The following is a 17,282-nucleotide window of genomic DNA, read 5'->3' as shown; positions in this document are numbered from 1 at the left end:
TTAAGTGCTGCGATTCGCGGGCAGGCCCTGACCGGTGGTGCCGCCATCGCCGGTGACCATGGTCCACCAGATTTTGCCCGCCTCTTCCTGATAGAAGGCAAAGCCCAGATGACGCGCATCAGGGTCGGTGATCACGTCGCGGGTGTCGGGCTGCTGCATCCAGGCGGCGACGGTTTCCAGCTCTGATTCGTAGGTTTCCGAGATGTTTTCGCCCAGAAGCCGGCCCTGATAACCCGCGCGCTGCGCCCGGTCGATGGGCGAGGATCCGTCCGACCCGAAATGCCAGGGACGGTTTTGCAGGCTCATATCCCGTGAATGGGTGGCGGCGGCGGCGTTCAGTTCCGCGTTCAGTTCCAGTTCCGGAACCCCGGCGGCGCTGCGCAGGGCGTTGACGCTGTCCAGCACCCGAAACTGGATCTCTGCCTCGTCTCGCGGGTTGATTCGATAGACCGTCGGCAACGGGCGCCCGTCCGCCCCAAGCCGGGGGCTGGTGGTGCCCATGCAGGCCGAAAGCGAGCCAAGGGCCGTCGTCATCAGAAAAGTGCGTCGCAGCATGGGTGGGTTCGCGTCTGTTCATCTTTGGTTGTCCAGATCAATAGCGCCCCGGCCCCCTCCGATCAAACACAACAGGCGCGAATCTGCGCATTGTGATCCGCCCATCAATGGACGCAGCGGGCCAGAGCCGCTATTTTATGCGCCAGAGGCAGTTCCTTACGGAGGTCGGACAATGAGCGACCCGAAAAACCCCAACCTGAACCGTCGCCTGTTCTTGGGCGCAGCGGCCGCGACGCTGGCAACCCCGGCGCTGGCGCAGGACAGCACCTATGAAGGCAGCACCGAGCTGGAGCGCGATGTCAGCCAGACCGTCCGGCACAATATCTCCAGCTTTCGCACGCTGGAATGGCAGGACTATTTCGACAACCTGAACAACGGCGCGATTCTGGTCGATATCACCTCGCGCGCGCTGCATTACTGGAACGAGGAAGAGACGGTCTATCGCCTCTATCCCACATCCGTTCCCGCAACCGAGGATCTGACCCGCCGGGGCCGCACCCGTGTGGTACGCAAGGTGGAAGGCCCCGATTGGCGCCCTACGCCCGCCATGCGCGAACGCAACCCGGAATGGCCGGAATATGTGGCGCCGGGGCCGGACAACCCGCTTGGCACCCATGCGCTCTATCTCAGCTGGACCTATTACCGGATTCACGGCACCCATGACACGCGCAAGATCGGGCGGCGCAGTTCGAACGGATGTATCGGCCTGTACAATGAACATATCGCAGATTTGTTCGAACTGGCCCGTGTTGGCACCCAAGTGTTGCTAATTTGACCACAAATCGGCGATCTTGGGGTTCGGGACGATTTCCCGGCATTGCAATCCCAAGGCATTGCTGCTTAAACCTAGATACGAGGTACAGTCTTGGGTGCCCCGCTATGCGTAATACCGCGCGAAAAATTTTGGGGCGTATCTTGGAGGATACTATGAAAAAACTCGCACTCGCAGCCGCTCTGTCCGTTGCCGCCACCTCCGCTTTTGCTGGCGGCTACGTTGAGCCCGTTCTGGAACCCGTCGTAATCGTGGAAGACACCTCGTCCTCCGCTGGCGGCGTCCTGGTTCCCCTGCTGGCCATCATCCTGATCGCAGCTGCAATCGCTGACTAATAAGTCATCGACTTCTAGAATAGAGAAAGGCGGCCTTCGCGGGCCGCCTTTTTCATGTTCAGACGCTGAAAAAGCCAGGAATTATTCAGATATCCCGGCCTCGGCGGCGATCTGCGCACGGCTTTTCCGGGCGCGCTCGGTGGCCGATTTCAGCTGACCGCAGGCGGCCATGATATCCTCGCCCCGCGGGGTGCGGATAGGGCTGGCATAGCCCGCCTTGTAGATGATGTCGGCAAAGCGCTCGATCCGCTCCCAGTCCGACCGTTCATAGGGCGCACCGGGCCATTCGTTGAACGGGATCAGGTTGATCTTGGCCGGGATGCCCTTGATCAGCTTCACCAGCCTGCGGGCGTCTTCATCCGTGTCGTTCACATCCTTAAGCATCATATATTCAAAGGTGATTCGTTCAGAGTTCGACAGTTTCGGATAAGCGCGCAGCGCGTCCAGCAGATCGGCAATCGGCCAGCGCTTGTTGATCGGCACCAGCTTGTCACGGGTCTCATCGGTGGTGGCGTGGAAGGACACCGCCAGCATGCAACCGATTTCCTCGGCGGTCTTGGCAATCTCCGGCACCACGCCAGAGGTCGACAGGGTGATCCGGCGGCGTGACAGGGAAATCCCCTCGCCATCCATCGCGATCTTCATCGCGTCGCGGACATTGTCGAAATTGTAGAGCGGCTCACCCATGCCCATCAGCACGATGTTCGACAGCAGACGCGGGCCGTTCTCGCCAGTGCCTTCACCCGGTTCCGGCCATTCGCCTAGATCGTCGCGGGCCACCATGATCTGTCCGACAATCTCACCGGCTGTCAGGTTGCGCACCAGTTTCTGCGTACCCGTATGGCAGAAGGAACAAGTCAGCGTGCAGCCGACCTGGGACGAGATGCACAGCGTCCCGCGGTCGGTTTCGGGGATATAGACGATCTCCACCTCATGCCCGCCGGCGATCCGAACCAGATATTTCCGGGTGCCATCGGCAGAGACATTGCGCGTCACGACCTCTGGCACCTCGATCACGAAGCGCTCTGCCAGCTGCGCGCGATAGGCTTTGGCAAGGTTGGTCATCTCGTCAAAGCTGCGCACCCCCCAGTGATAGACCCACTGCCAGATCTGGTTCACGCGCATCTTGGCCTGCTTTTCCGGCGTTCCCGCCGCGATCAGCGCCGCGCGCAACTGGTCCCGAGTCAGGCCGACGATATTCGTGGGGCCTTCGGGCAGTTTGCGCGGAATGGTCAGGACATCCTGCGTGATGGGGGCGCTGGCGGACATGGGTCAAAGCTCCTGGATGGGATGCGGACACATATAGGCATCCTCCCCTCAAGGCAAACCTTGTGTTGGCAGGAATTGATCGGAAATCAGCCGCCGCAGCGGGTTTCGGCGTCTTCTACCGCGGCGGTGAAGCCAAGCAGCGAGAAGGTATCGACCGTCTGAGTCCCGCGCGAAGACCGGGCGGTCAGAACGGCCTCGGCCCCGCGCTTCATCGCGGTGATGATCCGCTGATCTTCCTGTTCGGACGCGGCCCAAGCCATCTCGCCATCGGTGAACAGTTCGAAGGTCGAGTTGCCGATCTCCATCGTGACGGTGGAATCATCGGCGAAGGGATAACCGCCGGTGAACGACACCTCACCCATCCGGCTTTCAGACGGCCAATAGCTGACGAACAACAGAATCTCGGACCGGCGCACGGCGACCACGCGACCATCGCGGGTGTTAACCGTTTCGCGCGGGGCGGACACGACCCAGCATTGCGTGGGGTCATCCTCGACGAACACGCTCCAATCCGTTTCCGCGTTCACGCGGTTTTCGGATTCTTCGGTGTCCTGGGCAAACGTCGGCGCCGAAAACGCCAATGCGATCACCAATCCAGCAACCCAGTTCTTCATATTGATCCAGCCTCCAGCCGTCTCTGCCTCCGGTTTGGGGTCCGGCCTGTTCGTCAGGTCTTGCACTCGCACCCCGCCCACTTCTAACTGCGAGCGGAGATTAACCTGAAAATCCTTTTGGGGAAAAGCCCCGGTAGCGGAAAATTGCCATAACCCGTTCGGATGGAGGACTGCAACATGGCAGAGGCGGAAGCACTGGTCGAGGTCTGGCGCGGGCCTTTCTGTGAAAGCGTCCATCGCGGTCATGCGGTTGTGTGGGATGCCGATGGCGGGATCGTCGCCGCCTGGGGAGATCCGGAACAGGTGATCCTGCCCCGCTCGTCCTGCAAGATGATCCAGGCCCTGCCTCTGATCGAAAGCGGCGCCGCCGATGCGTTCGGCTTGTCAGAGGCGCAACTGGCCCTCGCCTGCGCGTCCCATAACGGGGCGGCGATCCACACGGATATGGTGCGTGCGTGGCTGGGCGGGCTGGGGATCGACCCCGAAGAGGCCCTGCGCTGCGGGCCGCAGATGCCGGGTGACCCTGACGCGCGGAGCGCGCTGATCAAGACCGACAGTTCGCCCTGCCAGATCCACAACAATTGTTCCGGCAAGCATTCCGGATTTCTGACCCTGGCAAAGCATCTGGGGGCCGGGCCGGACTATGTGGACCCCGACCACCCGGTCCAGGTGGCGGTAAAATCCGCGTTCGAGGAGGTGACCGGGGAAACCAGCCCCGGCCATGGCATTGACGGCTGTTCCGCGCCCAACTTTGCCTGCACCGTCACCGGGCTGGCCCGCGCCATGGGCCATTTCGCCGCCGCAACCGGTGCGGGCAATGCGCGCGACCGCGCCATGCACCGCCTGACCCGCGCCATGGCGGCCCATCCGGTTCTGGTGGCGGGCGAAGGAAGATCCTGCACGGTGCTGATGCGTGCAATGTCGGGCCGCGCTTCGGTCAAGACCGGGGCCGAGGCAGTGTTCATCGCCATCGTGCCGGAACGGCGCATGGGCGTCGCCCTGAAGATCGAGGACGGGGCAACGCGAGGATCGGAGGCGGTCATCACCCGCATACTGTGCGGCCTGGGTGTGCTGGACGCACGCCATCCAGCCGCCCTCACCTTTACAAATGGCCCGATCCGTAACCGCCGCGATATCGTGACCGGGGAATATCGCTTGTCAGGGTCGCTTTCCGACTGGACAGCATAGTCGAGAGCCACGGGCTACAGTCGGACAGACCACCCCCCCCTGGGCTCTTTCATCTTGGCAAAAATACCTCCGCCGGAGGCGTCCTGCCCTCTCTGCCTGGCCCTTCATCACGGCCGGCTAACCGCGCTTTCCACGCTTCCGTGGCAACGCGGCATGACGAGGCCTCCGGCGCAAGCCGGGGGTTGAGGAGGGCCGCTCCCGGGTCGACGCCGACAGGCGGCGAAACCGGTTGGTGCCTATTCCTGCATTAGGGGCAATACGTCCTCCGGCTTCAATGCCGCCAACCTTCCGATGATCTCGGCCTTCTTCAGTGGTTTTGTCAGGTAGTGATCCACCCCCGCCGACACGATCTCCGCCTCGTGATCCTCCATCGCATGGGCAGTCATCGCAACAATCGGCAATCGCGGCAGACCCTTCGCCTCCTCATCCGCACGGATCCGGCGGGTCAGTTCCAGCCCGTCCATTTCAGGCATAGAGATATCGGTGAACAGCAGGTCGGGCCGTTCCGCCTGATAGGCATCCCATGCCTCCTGACCATTATTCGCAAGCTCCAGCTCAAGATCGAGCGCCTTGATCATCTTGCGAAAGATCATCTGGTTGGTCTTGTTATCCTCCGCTGCCAACAGGCGCAGCTTTCGCGGAGCGTCCGCAGGCGGGGCATCCTGCGCAGGTGATGTCTGTGATATCAGCGCCACCTTTTCCATCAACGCTTGCCGGAAATCGCGCAAGGGGGCTTCCAGCGTGATTTCGGGGATCGGGGCCTCGGGGTTGGCCCGACGATCCGAAAGGCATCGCAGGACGGGGAAGGCAGGGGTTTCCGGCAGCTCTTCCCCGGCCTCTTCCGTCAGAACCACGAGGTCGGGCCTGCCCCCGATCGCTGCCACCTCGTCCACCGCCCGCACATCCGCCTTGAGCTTCAGGAACTGGCGTTCCACCAGCCGTCGCGCACCAGTATCCGGGCCGACCAGCACAACCTTGTTAAGCTCCGCGGGCAATGGCTGCACCGGGCAGGGAACTTCGCCTTCCGCCACTGGCAGGGTCAGTCGGAACGCGAAGGTTGCACCCTGCCCAAGCTCCGAGTCGATCCAGATATCGCCGCCCATCATCAGCACCAGCTTGTGGGTGATCGCCAGCCCCAGCCCGGTGCCTTCATATTTGCGGTTCGCCTGATCCTCGACCTGGTTGAACTCGCCAAAGACATGCGCCTGTTTGTCGGCCGCGATGCCGATGCCGGTGTCTTCCACCGCGATCACCAGCATGACGTGACCGTTTTCCACCGGTTCGCCCATGACGCGCACAAGCACATGGCCCCGGTCGGTGAACTTGACGGCATTCCCGATCAGGTTGGTCAGCACTTGCCGCACCCGGCCCCGGTCGCCCACAAGCGATTGAGGCAGGAAGATATCGTAATCCAGCAGCAATTGCAGATCTCGGCCCTGAATGGACGGGCGCAGCAGGCGGAAGATCTCGCGGATCAGATCCTCCAGATCGAAGACCTCGGCATGTAGCACCAGCTTGTCGGCCTCGATCTTGGAAAAATCGAGCACGTCATTGATGATCTCCAGCAATGCCTCGCCGGAATTGCGGATCGTGTCGGCGCATTGGCGCTGATCCTCATCGAGATCGGTTTCGCGCAGCAGGTCGGCCATAGCCACAACGCCGTTCATCGGCGTCCTGATCTCGTGGCTCATATTGGCAAGGAAGGCCGACTTGGCCCGGTTCGCAGCCTCGGCCTGATCGCGGGCATCGCGCAGATCCCGTTCCCGCCGGATCGTTTCGGTGATGTTCAGCATCAGGCTGACCATGTCGCCATCGGGCGCGCGCTTGTCCACCAGCTTGACGAAGCCGCCGTTCCACAGTTTGACCGTGCGCTGCGGAATCGGGTCCTGTTCCCATCGGGCCGTCATGTCATCGACCCAATCGTCGGGATGCACGCCTTCCAGATCGACCAGCCCTTCGTCCACGGCAATCCGCAGGATGGAATCGTAACTGGCCCCCGGCCCAACCTCGACCATGCCCTCGAAGATGTTGAGAAAAGCACTGTTGGCCGCAACCAGCCTGCCCGAGCGGTCATAGATGGCAAACCCGTCCTCGATGATATCGAGCGAGTCCCACAGCCGCCGTTCGGCGCGTTCGGCCTTTTCTGTCGCCACTTCCAGATCGGCCCGCGCACGGGTTGTTTCGCCGACCAGTTCGGCGTTTTCCTCCCGCTGCTCTATCACCTGGTCCGACAGACGGTCCGCCTGTTGCGCCAGCTTGCGATTGGCGGCGAACAGTTCCTCCTGCTTCTGAACCAGCAGGCGTTCAGCCGCCAGCCGCGCCCGGCGTTCGCGCGCCAAACGATCGTCGAAGCCGGTGCCATCCATGCCCTGTCTCACCCGAATCCATTCTCCGACCGGCAGAATGACGCCGGTTTCCTTTCCATCGGCTTAAGACCGGTGTCGCGGCATGGACTCCAAGGGGCTGGTCATGGCAGCATAAGAGAAAGCTTTTTATTGATACGATTTTTGATACCGGAGGTTCCCATGCGCGCGTTGATCGTGGCTGGTTTGATGTCCTTGCTGCCCCTTGTGGCCACCGCCCAAGACGGGCCCGTGGCCGAGCGGTTCTATGCAATCACCCAGGACACGGATTTTCCCGGTGCAGACCTGACACCAATCTATGACACCACGCTGATCGGATGCATCCGGGCTTGTCTGGCAGATTCGGATTGTGCCGCCTTCACCTTCAACGAACGCAATGGCAGCTGTTTTCCAAAAACGGCGGTTCTGGCGATGGAATCCTATGACGGGGCCATGTCCGCCACCGTACGCGACACCGATCCGGCGGTTCTGGCGCGGCTGGAGGACCGGCTGGAGCAACTGGATTTCCTGAATGCGACTGATCTGTCCAGGGCGCGTATCGAGGCCCAGGGCCTGCCCCGCCGCCACTATGCCGGGACATGGACGGCAGAACGTATTCTCGCCGCCGCCGAAGCGCGGCTGGAAGAGGGGGAGTTCCAGCAGGCCATGCGGCTCTATGGCTCTGCCATCACCGTGACAGACGACCCTGCCCATTGGATGGAATATGCGCGTCTGGCGCTGGAAATCGAAGTGCCCAGCCGGACCGAACAGCGCAACCTCAATCGCACCGCCCTGACAGCGGCCACCAATGCCATCCTGCGGGCCGAACCCGGGCAACAACTGTCTGACGCCGCCGCCCTGCTGGCCCGCGCATTGGAGGAAAACAGCCGGGGCCGCAGCATGATCTTCGCGCTGCGGCTGGCGATCGCCGAGGCCCCGTCAGCGGCCCTGGAAGCAGAGCTTGAGCGCGCCATCGGGCTCTACGGCTTCCGCGTGACCACGACCCGCGTTGAAAACGACGCTGCTGAGCCGCGCATCTGCGCCATCTTCTCGGAGGATATTGCGGGCGGTGTCACCCATGCGGATTTCCTGCAAACCACAGTCAGCGGCCTGTCGGTCGAAGCCGAAAACCGGCAATTCTGCATCTCTGGCGTCCAGCATGGGCAGCGCTATGAATTCACCCTGCGCGCCGGCCTGCCCGCCGCCTCGGGCGAAACCCTGCACAGCCCGGCCACCCTACGTCTTTATGTGCGCGACCGCTCGCCCGCCTTGCGGTTCCCGGGACGCGCCTATGTTCTGCCGCGCCTAGCGGGCGGCGCGCTGCCCATCGTGACCGTGAATACCGATGAGGTGGCATTGCGGCTCTATTCCGTGACCGACCGCAATATTGTGCGCAGCTTGCAGGACGACTATTTCGGGCGGCCCTTGAACCAGTGGGAGGTGAACCGTTTTTCCACCGAACTGGCCGAAACCGTCTGGGAAGGTGTCGGAGAGGTCTCTAACCTGCTGAATCAGGACGTAACGACAAGCCTGCCCATGGGCGAGGTTCTGGCCACGCTCGACCCCGGTCTTTATGCGCTGGAGGCGCGGATTGACGGGCCAGAAGGGCGCGATCTGCCCCCGGCGACGCAGTGGTTTTTCGTCTCTGACCTTGGGCTTTCTGCTGTCTCCGGAACCGATGGGGTCCATGCGATCGTGCGGTCTCTGGCTGATACGTCCGGTATCGAGGGGGCCATCGTGCGCTTGGTGTCTGAATCGAACCGGGTGCTGGCCGAACTGGAAAGCGACCGCCAGGGCCGGGTGCATTTCCCCGGCGATCTGACCGCAGGCCGGGCCGGGGCATCGCCTGCCATGATCACCGTGGAACAAGAGGGCGATTTCGCCTTCCTGTCGCTGCGCGAGGCGGAGTTCGACCTGTCTGACCGGGGCGTTGAGGGCCGCCCGGCTGCGCCGCCGATTGACCTGTTCCTGACCGCCGAACGCGGCGCTTATCGGGCGGGCGAAACCATCCACGCCACCGCCCTGGCCCGCGACGGGCAATCCCGCGCGCTGCCCGGCCTGCCGCTGACGGCCATTCTGACCCGCGCCGATGGCGTCGAATACAGCCGCATGGTGCTGGAGGAAACCGGCGCAGGCGGCTTTGTCTGGCAGATGCCCCTTGGCGCGAATGTGCCGCGCGGGACATGGCGGCTGGCCGTCCATGCCGACCCCGACGCGCAGGCACTGGCCAGCCAGACCCTGCTGGTCGAGGATTTCCTGCCGGAGCGGATCGACGTGGAGCTGTCCCTGCCCGAAGGCTCGCAACCCCTCGACCGGGCCGCCGTGCTGGACCTTCAGGCCGATTATCTCTTTGGGGCCCCCGCGGGCGATTTGCCGATTGAGGGAGAGTGGGTTCTGCGCCCGGTGGCCACGCTGGAGGCTTTCCCCGGCTATCGCTTCGGTCGCTACGATGATCGCCCTGACCGGATTCGCTACAGCCTGCCGGATGGCCAGAGAACCGATGCCACTGGCGCTACCCGGATTGAGCTGTCCTTGCCAGAGATCGACGGCCTGCCGCATCCATGGACGATGAACGTCACCGCCCGCGTCACAGAAGGCTCTGGCCGCCCGGTGGAACGGCAGATCACGCGGCCCATCGACCCCTCGGGCACACTGATCGGCATTCGCCCGCTCTTTGACGGAACCCTGCCCGAAGGCAGCGAAGCGCAGTTCCACCTGATTGCCGTGGGGGCCGAGGCGCAGCCGGTGCGATGGGTGCTGAACCGGGTCGAGCGCCGCTATCAGTGGTACACCCAGAACGGGCGCTGGAACTGGGAACCGGTGACGACCCGCACGCGCATCGCCAATGGCGAGGCCGTGCTTGGCGCCGACCCGGTGGAGATTTCCGCCCCCGCCGATTGGGGCCGCTATGAACTGCGCGTGGAAAGCACCGAAGGCCGCTATACGGCCAGCTCGGTCAGCTTCCGCGCCGGGTGGTATGGCGGCGGCGATGACGTGGGTACGCCCGATCTGCTGGAAGTCTCGCTCGATGCCGAAAGCTACGACGTAGGCGACGAGGCGCGGTTGCGCGTGGTGCCAAGGTCCGGCGGACTGGTCCTGATCCGGGTGATGTCGAACCGGCTGATTCATCAGGAACTGGTCACCATCGGCGATGACCCCGACACATTCCCGCTGGCGGTGACAGAGCAATGGGGCAATGGCGCTTACGTGACCGCAACGCTCCTGCGCCCGTTGGAGGGCTTGCCCGCACAGATGCCCGCCCGCTCGCTCGGCCTGGTGCATGCCACGGTCAATCCCGGCCCGCGCGCGCTCGACGTGGTGATGGAAGCCCCGATCACCTCCGCCCCCCGCGGCCCGCTGGAGGTCGCGCTGCGCGTCGGCAATGCCGAACCCGGTGAGACCGTCTATGCCAGCATCGCCGCCGTCGATCTGGGTATCCTGAATCTGACCGGCTTCCAGTCGCCAGACCCGATGGGGCATTTCTTCGGTCAGCGGCGTCTTGGCGTTGGTATCCGAGACCTCTACGGGCGGCTGATCTCTGGCGGGGGTGACCCGGGTGCGATCCGGCAAGGGGGTGATGCCAGTGCCGGTGCCCGTATGCAGGCCCCACCCCCGACCGAGGCGCTTGTGGCCTTCCATTCCGGTCCCGTCACGGTGGATGCGGACGGGCTGGCGCGTGTCAGTTTCGACATTCCCAGCTTCAACGGCACCGTGCGCGTAATGGCCATGGCGTGGAACGAGACCGGCATCGGTCAGGCCGAGGCCGATGTGCTGGTGCGCGACCCGGTGGTTGTCACCGCCAGTATGCCGCGTTTCATGGCACCGGGCGACAATGCGCGGCTGCTGCTTGAGGTGACCCACGCGGAAGGGCCTACCGGGCTGATGCCAATTGAGATTGAGACCTCCGACGGGCTGAACATCGGCTCTATCCTGTCCGCCGTGACGTTGGAGGAAGGCGAGACCGAACGCCTGCGCGTGCCGCTTTTCGCGCTGGAGCAGCTAGGCGAGCAGCAGGTTGACGTCACCCTGATCACGCCCGACGGGCAGCGGCTGTCGCGGACATTGCGGCTGGTGGTGCAATCGAACGATCCGGTCACCGCAGTGACCTCTCGGTTCACCCTCGCCCCCGGCGACAGCCTCGACTTTGACGCAAGTGTTCTGGCTGGCCTGCGCCCCGGCACTGGCCGGGCAACGCTCTCCGCCGGTCCCCTTGCCCGGTTTGACGCGCCGGGGCTGTTACAGATGCTCGACCGTTACCCCTATGGCTGCACCGAACAGGTCACAAGCCAGGCGATGCCGCTGCTCTACATGGCCGATGTGGCCGAGGCGCTGGACCTTGCCCATGCGGATGATCTGACGATCCGCATCCAGCAGGGCATTGACGCGGTGCTGGTCAATCAGGCGGCCAATGGCGGGTTCGGCCTCTGGGGGGCCTATTCCGGCGATCCGTGGCTCGATGCCTATGTCACCGACTTCCTGTCGCGCGCTCGAGCGGAGGGTTATGCGGTGCCCGATCTTGCCTTTCAGTCGGCGCTCGATGCCCTGCGCAACCATGTGGCAACCGCCGCCGATTTCGAGGAGGGCGGCGAATCCATCGCCTATTCGCTGATGGTTCTGGCGCGAGAGGGCGCAGCAGCGATTGGTGACCTGCGCTACTACGCCGATGTGAAGGCCGATGCCTTCGCCACTCCGCTGGCGCTTGGCCAGTTGGGCGCGGCGCTGGCGATGTATGGGGATCAGCCACGCGCCGATGCGATGTTCCGGCAGGGCTATCAGTTGCTGCTGAGACAGAGCCTTGCGTCTGAATCCACCGGCTGGCGGGCCGATTTTGGCACACGCCGCCGTGACGCCACCGCGCTGCTGACGCTGGCCGCCGGGGCCGGGTCGCAGGCCATTCCGCTGGATGCGCTCGCTGCTGCTTTGCCCGCGCCCAGTACAAATGTCTCCACCCAGGAAGCGGTGTGGAGCCTTCTGGCCGCAGATGCGCTGATTGACATGGACGGACTGTCATCGCTGACGTTGAATGGTGTCGCTGTGGATGGCCCCCTCATCGAAGTTCTGGAGGCGGGCGACCCCACCACGCGGACCCTCACCAATACCGGCGACCGGCCTGAAACCCTGACGCTGACCCGCTACGGTCAGGCAGAGGGCGCAACGGAAGAGGGCGGCAATGGCTACCGCATCACGCGCAGCTACATGACGCTCGATGGCGTGCCTGCCGATCCCTCCGAGATCACTGTCGGCACACGGCTGGTGGTCGTGCTGAACGTGGTTGGGTTCACCGACCGCACCGCGCGGCTGATGGTGAACGATCCGTTGCCCGCGGGCTTCGAGATCGACAATCCCAACCTGCTGCGCGCCGGTGATATCGGAACGCTCAGCGATCTGGATGTGACCGACTTCACAGATCATACGGAGTTTCGGCAAGAAAGGTTCCTTGCCGCCGTCACACACCGGCGCGGTGACCTGATGCGGCTTGCCTATATCGTGCGTGCGGTCACGCCCGGCAGCTTCCACCACCCGGCGGCCTCGGTCGAGGATATGTATCGCCCCACCTTCCGGGCGCAGACGGCCTCGGGCCATGTGGTGATCACCGAGTGATCAGGGCGAGGCTTTTCCTCTGGCTGGCGGCGCTGCTGCTGGCGGTCGGGCTGGCGCGGGACCGGTTCGATGCGTGGATCGACGCGACCGTCATCCCGCCGCTGGTGCCCGTCACCTCGGTCGAGGTGCTGGACCGCGACGGAACGCTCTTGCGGGCCTATACGGTCGAGGACGGGCGTTGGCGGTTGCCCGTGTCACTGGCCGAGGTGGACCCCGAGTTCATCGATCTTCTGCTGAATTTCGAGGACCGGCGGTTCTACGATCATGCGGGCGTCGACTGGCGGGCAATGGCGCGGGCCGGGTGGCAGGCCGTCACCAATGGCCGGATCGTCTCGGGCGCCTCCACAATAACCATGCAGGTTGCTCGGCTTCTTGAAGACAGCGGTACAGGATCCTGGCGCGGCAAGCTCAGGCAGATGCGGCTGGCACTGGCGCTGGAACGGCAGTTGACCAAGCAGGAGATCCTGACGCTCTACCTGCACCTCGCGCCATATGGCGGGAATATCGAGGGCATCCGCGCCGCGACCTTTACCTGGTTCGGTCAGGAACCTCGTCAGCTAACGACGGCCGAAGCCGCCCTGTTGGTCGCCATTCCCCAGGCCCCCAACAGCCGCCGCCCCGACCGCAACCCGGAAAACGCCCATATCGCCCGCGACCGCGTGCTGGCGCGGGCGCAGACCTTTGGCGTGTTGTCGGAGGAAGAGGCGACCTCGGCCATGGCCGAACCCTTGCCGACCGAGCGCCGCGACTTCCCTCTTCTGGCCCCGCATCTGTCGGACCGGATGCTGACCGAAGACCCGACCGGGCAGCACCGGCTGACCATTGACGCGACCTTGCAGGCGCAGATGGAGGCTCTGGCGCGCGAGGCAGTGCGCGGGCAGGGCACACGGCTGAATGCCGCGATCATGGTGATGGACCACCAGACGGGTGAGGTGCTGGCCTCGGTCGGATCTGCCGAATATTCCGACAACCCGTTGCAGGGCTTCGTGGACATGACGCAGGCGTTGCGTTCACCCGGCTCTACCCTGAAACCGCTGATCTACGGTCTGGCCTTCGAGGCCGGGCTGATCCACCCCGAAAGCCTGATTGAGGACCGTCCCGCCCGGTTCGGCAGCTACGCACCCCAGAATTTCGACCGCGTCTTCCGGGGCGAACTGTCTGTCCGCCGTGCGCTGCAAGCCTCGCTCAACATTCCTGTTGTGTCGCTGCTGGAAGAGCTTGGCCCGGCGGAGCTGATGAACCGAATGCGCCGCGCGGGGATGGAGCCTGAATTGCCTGCCGGTCAGCCGGGCTTGGCCGTGGCGCTTGGCGGTGTGGGCGTCACGATGGAAGACCTGATGCGCCTATATGGATCGCTGGCCTCGGGCGGAGAATACGTGCCGCTGCACTACCGTCAGGGCAACCGTGCGGGCGATCCGGTGCAAATCCTGTCCCCCGTGGCCAGTTGGTATGTGAGCGATATCCTGTCCGACATGATCCCGCCGGCCAATGCGCCGCGCAACGGGCTGGCCTACAAGACCGGCACCAGCTACGGCCACCGAGATGCCTGGGCCTTTGGCTATGACGGGCGGCATGTGGTGGGCGTGTGGCTGGGACGTGCTGATGGGGCCTCGGTCCCCGGTGCGTTCGGTGCCGATGTGGCCGCGCCGCTGCTGTTCGAGGCCTTTGCCCGCGTCGCCCCGCGCCTGACACCGCTGCCCGCGCCACCCCCCGGAGCGCTGATGGTCAGCCATTCCGACCTGCCCGAGCCGCTGCAACGCTTTGCCAGCCGCTCTGCCCCCGCGACCGACCCAGACGCGCCCGAGATCGCCTTCCCCCCAGATGGCGCCGTGCTTGCCAGCCAGCCGGGCCTGCCCCTGATGGCGCGGGTGGACAGGGGCAGGCCACCTTTCACCTGGCTCTGGAATGGCGCACCGGTAAGCACTGCGAACCGGGATCGTCAGATGACGCTTGACCTTGCCGGGCCCGGGTTCGGGGAGCTGACGGTTATTGATTCAATGGGCCGGGCCGCCCGCATCACGGTCGAAGTCGCGGCCCCCTGAGTTGTCGAACACCCGATGCCGGGGATTCGCTGGCCACAGGCATTCGCAAGCGTCGCACAGCATTCCCCAGAAAAACCAACGTGCTGAACAGCCGATAAGTTTCACGAGATCACACAGCCGTCACCAACAGTGACGCTCTGGGCGATCCCGCAGATGGCGATGTGCACATGCGCACCAACCTCACGCAATTATCCCGCTTTCGTTGGGTGAAACACCAAACTCAAGCTCCTAAGTTGAGTGTCATCGGAGGCACAACGCCTTCAACCGCAAACGCACTGCAAACGACACTTGAAAGGAAAGACCCATGAAAACCATCGCACTCGCCACCGCCCTTGTGACCGCCCTTGCCGCCCCCGCGGCATTCGCGTCCGACAACCTTGCCGCATCACTGGGTGTTGAGCCCGGCACCTACTCCACGTCCGAACTGGTCCGGCTGAGCCAGGCCATGTCCGACAACGACCATGCAGAAGTGGCCTTCATCCTGAACGGCGGCGCAGGTCCGGTTGACGCTTCGGTTGCATTCGACGCCCGTGTTCGTCAGGTCCAGGAAGATGATGATCACGCCATCGCAGCCTACCTCACCAATAGCGGCACCGAGGTGATCTCGACCCAGAGCTTTGGCCACAACGAGGTCGCGGCCCGCATCTTCGCCCAGCTTGCCGAAGAATCGCGCTTCGAAGACTGATGCCCTTCACTCACGGGCCGGAACCGGCAGGGTGCCCCTCTCCCCATCCCGCCGGTTCCAACAAAAAACCCCCGATGTCGATACGGCACCGGGGGTTTTTCATGACCTGACTACTGGATCAGATGCGTTCGATGGCAATCGCGATGCCCTGACCGCCGCCGATGCACATGGTGATCAGCGCCTTGCTGCCACCGGTGCGCTCCAGCTCGTGCAGGGCCTTCACCGTGATGATTGCGCCTGTGGCGCCCACCGGGTGGCCCAGCGCAATCGCGCCGCCATTGGGGTTCACCTTGGCGGGGTCGAGCCCCAGACCCTTGTTCACTGCCAGCGCCTGCGCCGCGAAGGCCTCGTTCGATTCGATCACGTCGAAATCGGTGACCGAAAGACCGGTGCGCGCCAGCAGGTTCTGAACTGCGGGCACAGGGCCGATGCCCATCACCTCGGGGCGCACGCCTGCATGGGCATAACCGATGATCCGCGCGCGCGGCTTCAGGCCAGCAGCCTCTGCCGCATCGGCACGGGCCAGAACCAGCGCACCGGCACCGTCATTGATGCCCGAGGCATTGCCCGCCGTCACGCGGCCATCCTTCTTGAACACCGTCCGCAGCCCGGCCAGCGCTTCCATGGTGGAGGCCTTGGGGTGTTCGTCGGTGTCGAAGGGCACCATGTCGCGCTTCACCTTCACCTCGACCGGGGCGATCTGTTCCTTGAAATAGCCTGCCTCGATCGCGGCCAAGGCCCGCTTCTGGCTTTCGACCGCAAAGGCATCCATCTGCTCGCGCGTGATGTCATGCTCTTCTGCGACGTTTTCCGCCGTCACACCCATATGGCCGGTGCCGAATGGGCAGTTCAGCGCGCCGACCATCATGTCGGTGCCGGACATGTCGCCCATCTTCTGGCCCCACCGGATGGCAGGCACGATATAGGGCCCGCGGCTCATGCTTTCGGCACCGCCGGCAAGGCCGAACTCCGCATCGCCAAGCATCAGGTTCTGCGCCACCGAAACGATGGCCTGCAGGCCCGAGCCACACAGCCGGTTCACGTTCATCGCGGGCGTGGTGTCGGGAATACCCGCCTGCATCGCCGCCACGCGGGACAGGTACATGTCGCGCGGTTCGGTGTTGATGACATGGCCAAAGGCCACATGGCCCACCTGTTTGCCGTCCACACCGGCCCGTTCAAGTGCGGCCTTGGCGGCGACGGTGCCAAGTTCGATCGGGGGTGTCGCGGCCAAAGATCCGCCAAAGGTGCCGATGGCTGTCCGGGCGCCGGACAGGATCACGATATCGGTCATTAATAGTCCTCCAAAGACTTCAACCCGCCAGCCGGCGAGCAATATGCCAAATTCCCCTGAACGCTGTTTACCCGCGTCGCGCCGGTTCCGCCATGAGCCGTTTCAGCGCGCTTTGAAACCCTTCCGCATCCGGCGCGAGCGATTTCAGCACCTCGGTCTGATAGCTTTCGGCAATCGGCGTCAGCGCATTGATGATTCCCCTGCCGCTTTCCGTCAGCGCCAATACGACGAGCCGCCGGTCAGCAGGTGAGGTCGTCTTGCTGATATATCCCATCTCTTCCAGCCGCGACACGGCCCGGCTGACCTTGGACTTGTCCAGCACCGCCTGAGCCGAGATTTCGCGGACCGAAACGGCAGACTGTTGGCTCAGATGCGCCAGAACCCGCCATTCCGACCGCGACAAGCCGAACATTTCTTTGTAGTGGCGGGCAAACTGGCCACTGACCCGCTCGGCCACCACGGCCAGCTGATAGGGCAGGAAGTCTTCCAGGACGAAAGGCGTGTTGGTGCTCATGTGTGAAGGATGGAGTGAAACAGGCCCAAACCGCAAGCCTGAACGAAAAAACCCCGGCCAGAGACCGGGGC

At 63.9% G+C, this 17,282-nt stretch carries 12 protein-coding genes; 6 read left to right on the top strand and 6 right to left on the bottom strand.

The window, feature by feature from the left end; translation table 11 throughout:
- Window positions 1–555 carry a CAP domain-containing protein gene (locus tag ACOOEX_RS20180; RefSeq protein ID WP_420396501.1) on the bottom strand — a complete coding sequence of 185 codons (555 nt, stop codon included), beginning with the start codon at window positions 553–555 and terminating at the stop codon, window positions 1–3.
- 172 nt (window positions 556–727) lie between these two features.
- Between ACOOEX_RS20180 and ACOOEX_RS20175 the strand changes: the two genes are divergently transcribed.
- Window positions 728–1,330 (top strand): L,D-transpeptidase, encoded by a 603-nt coding sequence (locus ACOOEX_RS20175; RefSeq protein ID WP_420396500.1) that lies wholly within the window; start codon window positions 728–730, stop codon window positions 1,328–1,330.
- Window positions 1,331–1,482: 152 nt separating this feature from the next.
- Entirely contained in the window at window positions 1,483–1,662 is a 180-nt protein-coding gene (locus ACOOEX_RS20170) for a hypothetical protein (protein ID WP_071691191.1), read from the top strand.
- Between the two features lie 81 nt (window positions 1,663–1,743).
- On the opposite strand, the gene rlmN is transcribed toward ACOOEX_RS20170, so the two are convergent.
- Window positions 1,744–2,931, bottom strand: a complete 1,188-nt coding sequence (gene rlmN / locus ACOOEX_RS20165; RefSeq protein WP_420396499.1) for a 23S rRNA (adenine(2503)-C(2))-methyltransferase RlmN — start codon at window positions 2,929–2,931, stop codon at window positions 1,744–1,746.
- A gap of 86 nt (window positions 2,932–3,017) precedes the next feature.
- Window positions 3,018–3,545 (bottom strand): invasion associated locus B family protein, encoded by a 528-nt coding sequence (locus ACOOEX_RS20160; RefSeq protein ID WP_420396498.1) that lies wholly within the window; start codon window positions 3,543–3,545, stop codon window positions 3,018–3,020.
- Between the two features lie 177 nt (window positions 3,546–3,722).
- Here ACOOEX_RS20160 and ACOOEX_RS20155 point away from each other — a divergent pair, with 177 nt between their 5' ends.
- Complete coding sequence (locus ACOOEX_RS20155) at window positions 3,723–4,733, top strand: asparaginase (RefSeq protein ID WP_420396497.1); 1,011 nt, start codon at window positions 3,723–3,725, stop codon at window positions 4,731–4,733.
- A gap of 236 nt (window positions 4,734–4,969) precedes the next feature.
- Here the strand turns inward: ACOOEX_RS20155 and ACOOEX_RS20150 are convergent, their stop codons facing one another.
- The gene (locus ACOOEX_RS20150; RefSeq protein WP_420396496.1) at window positions 4,970–7,099 is read right to left on the bottom strand and encodes an ATP-binding protein; all 2,130 of its coding nucleotides are present in this window, start codon (window positions 7,097–7,099) and stop codon (window positions 4,970–4,972) included.
- A gap of 159 nt (window positions 7,100–7,258) precedes the next feature.
- Here ACOOEX_RS20150 and ACOOEX_RS20145 point away from each other — a divergent pair, with 159 nt between their 5' ends.
- The 3 genes from ACOOEX_RS20145 to ACOOEX_RS20135 all read left to right on the top strand — a co-directional run bounded on the left by ACOOEX_RS20145 (window position 7,259) and on the right by ACOOEX_RS20135 (window position 15,403).
- Window positions 7,259–12,676 (top strand): alpha-2-macroglobulin family protein, encoded by a 5,418-nt coding sequence (locus ACOOEX_RS20145; RefSeq protein WP_420396495.1) that lies wholly within the window; start codon window positions 7,259–7,261, stop codon window positions 12,674–12,676.
- Entirely contained in the window at window positions 12,673–14,718 is a 2,046-nt protein-coding gene (pbpC, locus tag ACOOEX_RS20140; protein ID WP_420396494.1) for a penicillin-binding protein 1C, read from the top strand. Before ACOOEX_RS20145 ends, pbpC begins: the two co-directional genes overlap by 4 nt.
- Before the next feature lie 304 nt (window positions 14,719–15,022).
- Window positions 15,023–15,403 carry a hypothetical protein gene (locus ACOOEX_RS20135; RefSeq protein WP_420396493.1) on the top strand — a complete coding sequence of 127 codons (381 nt, stop codon included), beginning with the start codon at window positions 15,023–15,025 and terminating at the stop codon, window positions 15,401–15,403.
- Between the two features lie 118 nt (window positions 15,404–15,521).
- Here ACOOEX_RS20135 and ACOOEX_RS20130 read toward each other — a convergent pair whose 3' ends face one another.
- A complete protein-coding gene (locus tag ACOOEX_RS20130; RefSeq protein ID WP_420396492.1) occupies window positions 15,522–16,697 on the bottom strand; it encodes an acetyl-CoA C-acyltransferase family protein in 1,176 nt (391 codons plus the stop codon).
- A gap of 67 nt (window positions 16,698–16,764) precedes the next feature.
- Window positions 16,765–17,211, bottom strand: a complete 447-nt coding sequence (locus tag ACOOEX_RS20125) for a MarR family winged helix-turn-helix transcriptional regulator (RefSeq protein ID WP_420396491.1) — start codon at window positions 17,209–17,211, stop codon at window positions 16,765–16,767.
- Window positions 17,212–17,282 lie beyond the last annotated feature (71 nt).

Source organism: Nioella sp., from assembly GCF_965215655.1.
In the GTDB taxonomy this organism is placed as follows: domain Bacteria; phylum Pseudomonadota; class Alphaproteobacteria; order Rhodobacterales; family Rhodobacteraceae; genus Nioella.
The sequence above is the reverse complement of the archived record's forward strand: the minus strand, read 5'-3'. Positions and strand labels throughout refer to the sequence as shown.

Bases quoted from the DNA above. Each gene is read 5' to 3' on its own strand.
- ACOOEX_RS20125 (WP_420396491.1), bottom strand. From the start codon at position 17,211: ATGAGCACCAACACGCCTTTCGTCCTGGAAGACTTCCTGCCCTATCAG.
- ACOOEX_RS20135 (WP_420396493.1), top strand. From the start codon at position 15,023: ATGAAAACCATCGCACTCGCCACCGCCCTTGTGACCGCCCTTGCCGCC.
- ACOOEX_RS20145 (WP_420396495.1), top strand. From the start codon at position 7,259: ATGCGCGCGTTGATCGTGGCTGGTTTGATGTCCTTGCTGCCCCTTGTG.
- ACOOEX_RS20175 (WP_420396500.1), top strand. From the start codon at position 728: ATGAGCGACCCGAAAAACCCCAACCTGAACCGTCGCCTGTTCTTGGGC.
- ACOOEX_RS20150 (WP_420396496.1), bottom strand. From the start codon at position 7,099: ATGGATGGCACCGGCTTCGACGATCGTTTGGCGCGCGAACGCCGGGCG.
- ACOOEX_RS20130 (WP_420396492.1), bottom strand. From the start codon at position 16,697: ATGACCGATATCGTGATCCTGTCCGGCGCCCGGACAGCCATCGGCACC.
- ACOOEX_RS20180 (WP_420396501.1), bottom strand. From the start codon at position 555: ATGCTGCGACGCACTTTTCTGATGACGACGGCCCTTGGCTCGCTTTCG.
- rlmN (WP_420396499.1), bottom strand. From the start codon at position 2,931: ATGTCCGCCAGCGCCCCCATCACGCAGGATGTCCTGACCATTCCGCGC.
- ACOOEX_RS20160 (WP_420396498.1), bottom strand. From the start codon at position 3,545: ATGAAGAACTGGGTTGCTGGATTGGTGATCGCATTGGCGTTTTCGGCG.
- ACOOEX_RS20155 (WP_420396497.1), top strand. From the start codon at position 3,723: ATGGCAGAGGCGGAAGCACTGGTCGAGGTCTGGCGCGGGCCTTTCTGT.
- ACOOEX_RS20170 (WP_071691191.1), top strand. From the start codon at position 1,483: ATGAAAAAACTCGCACTCGCAGCCGCTCTGTCCGTTGCCGCCACCTCC.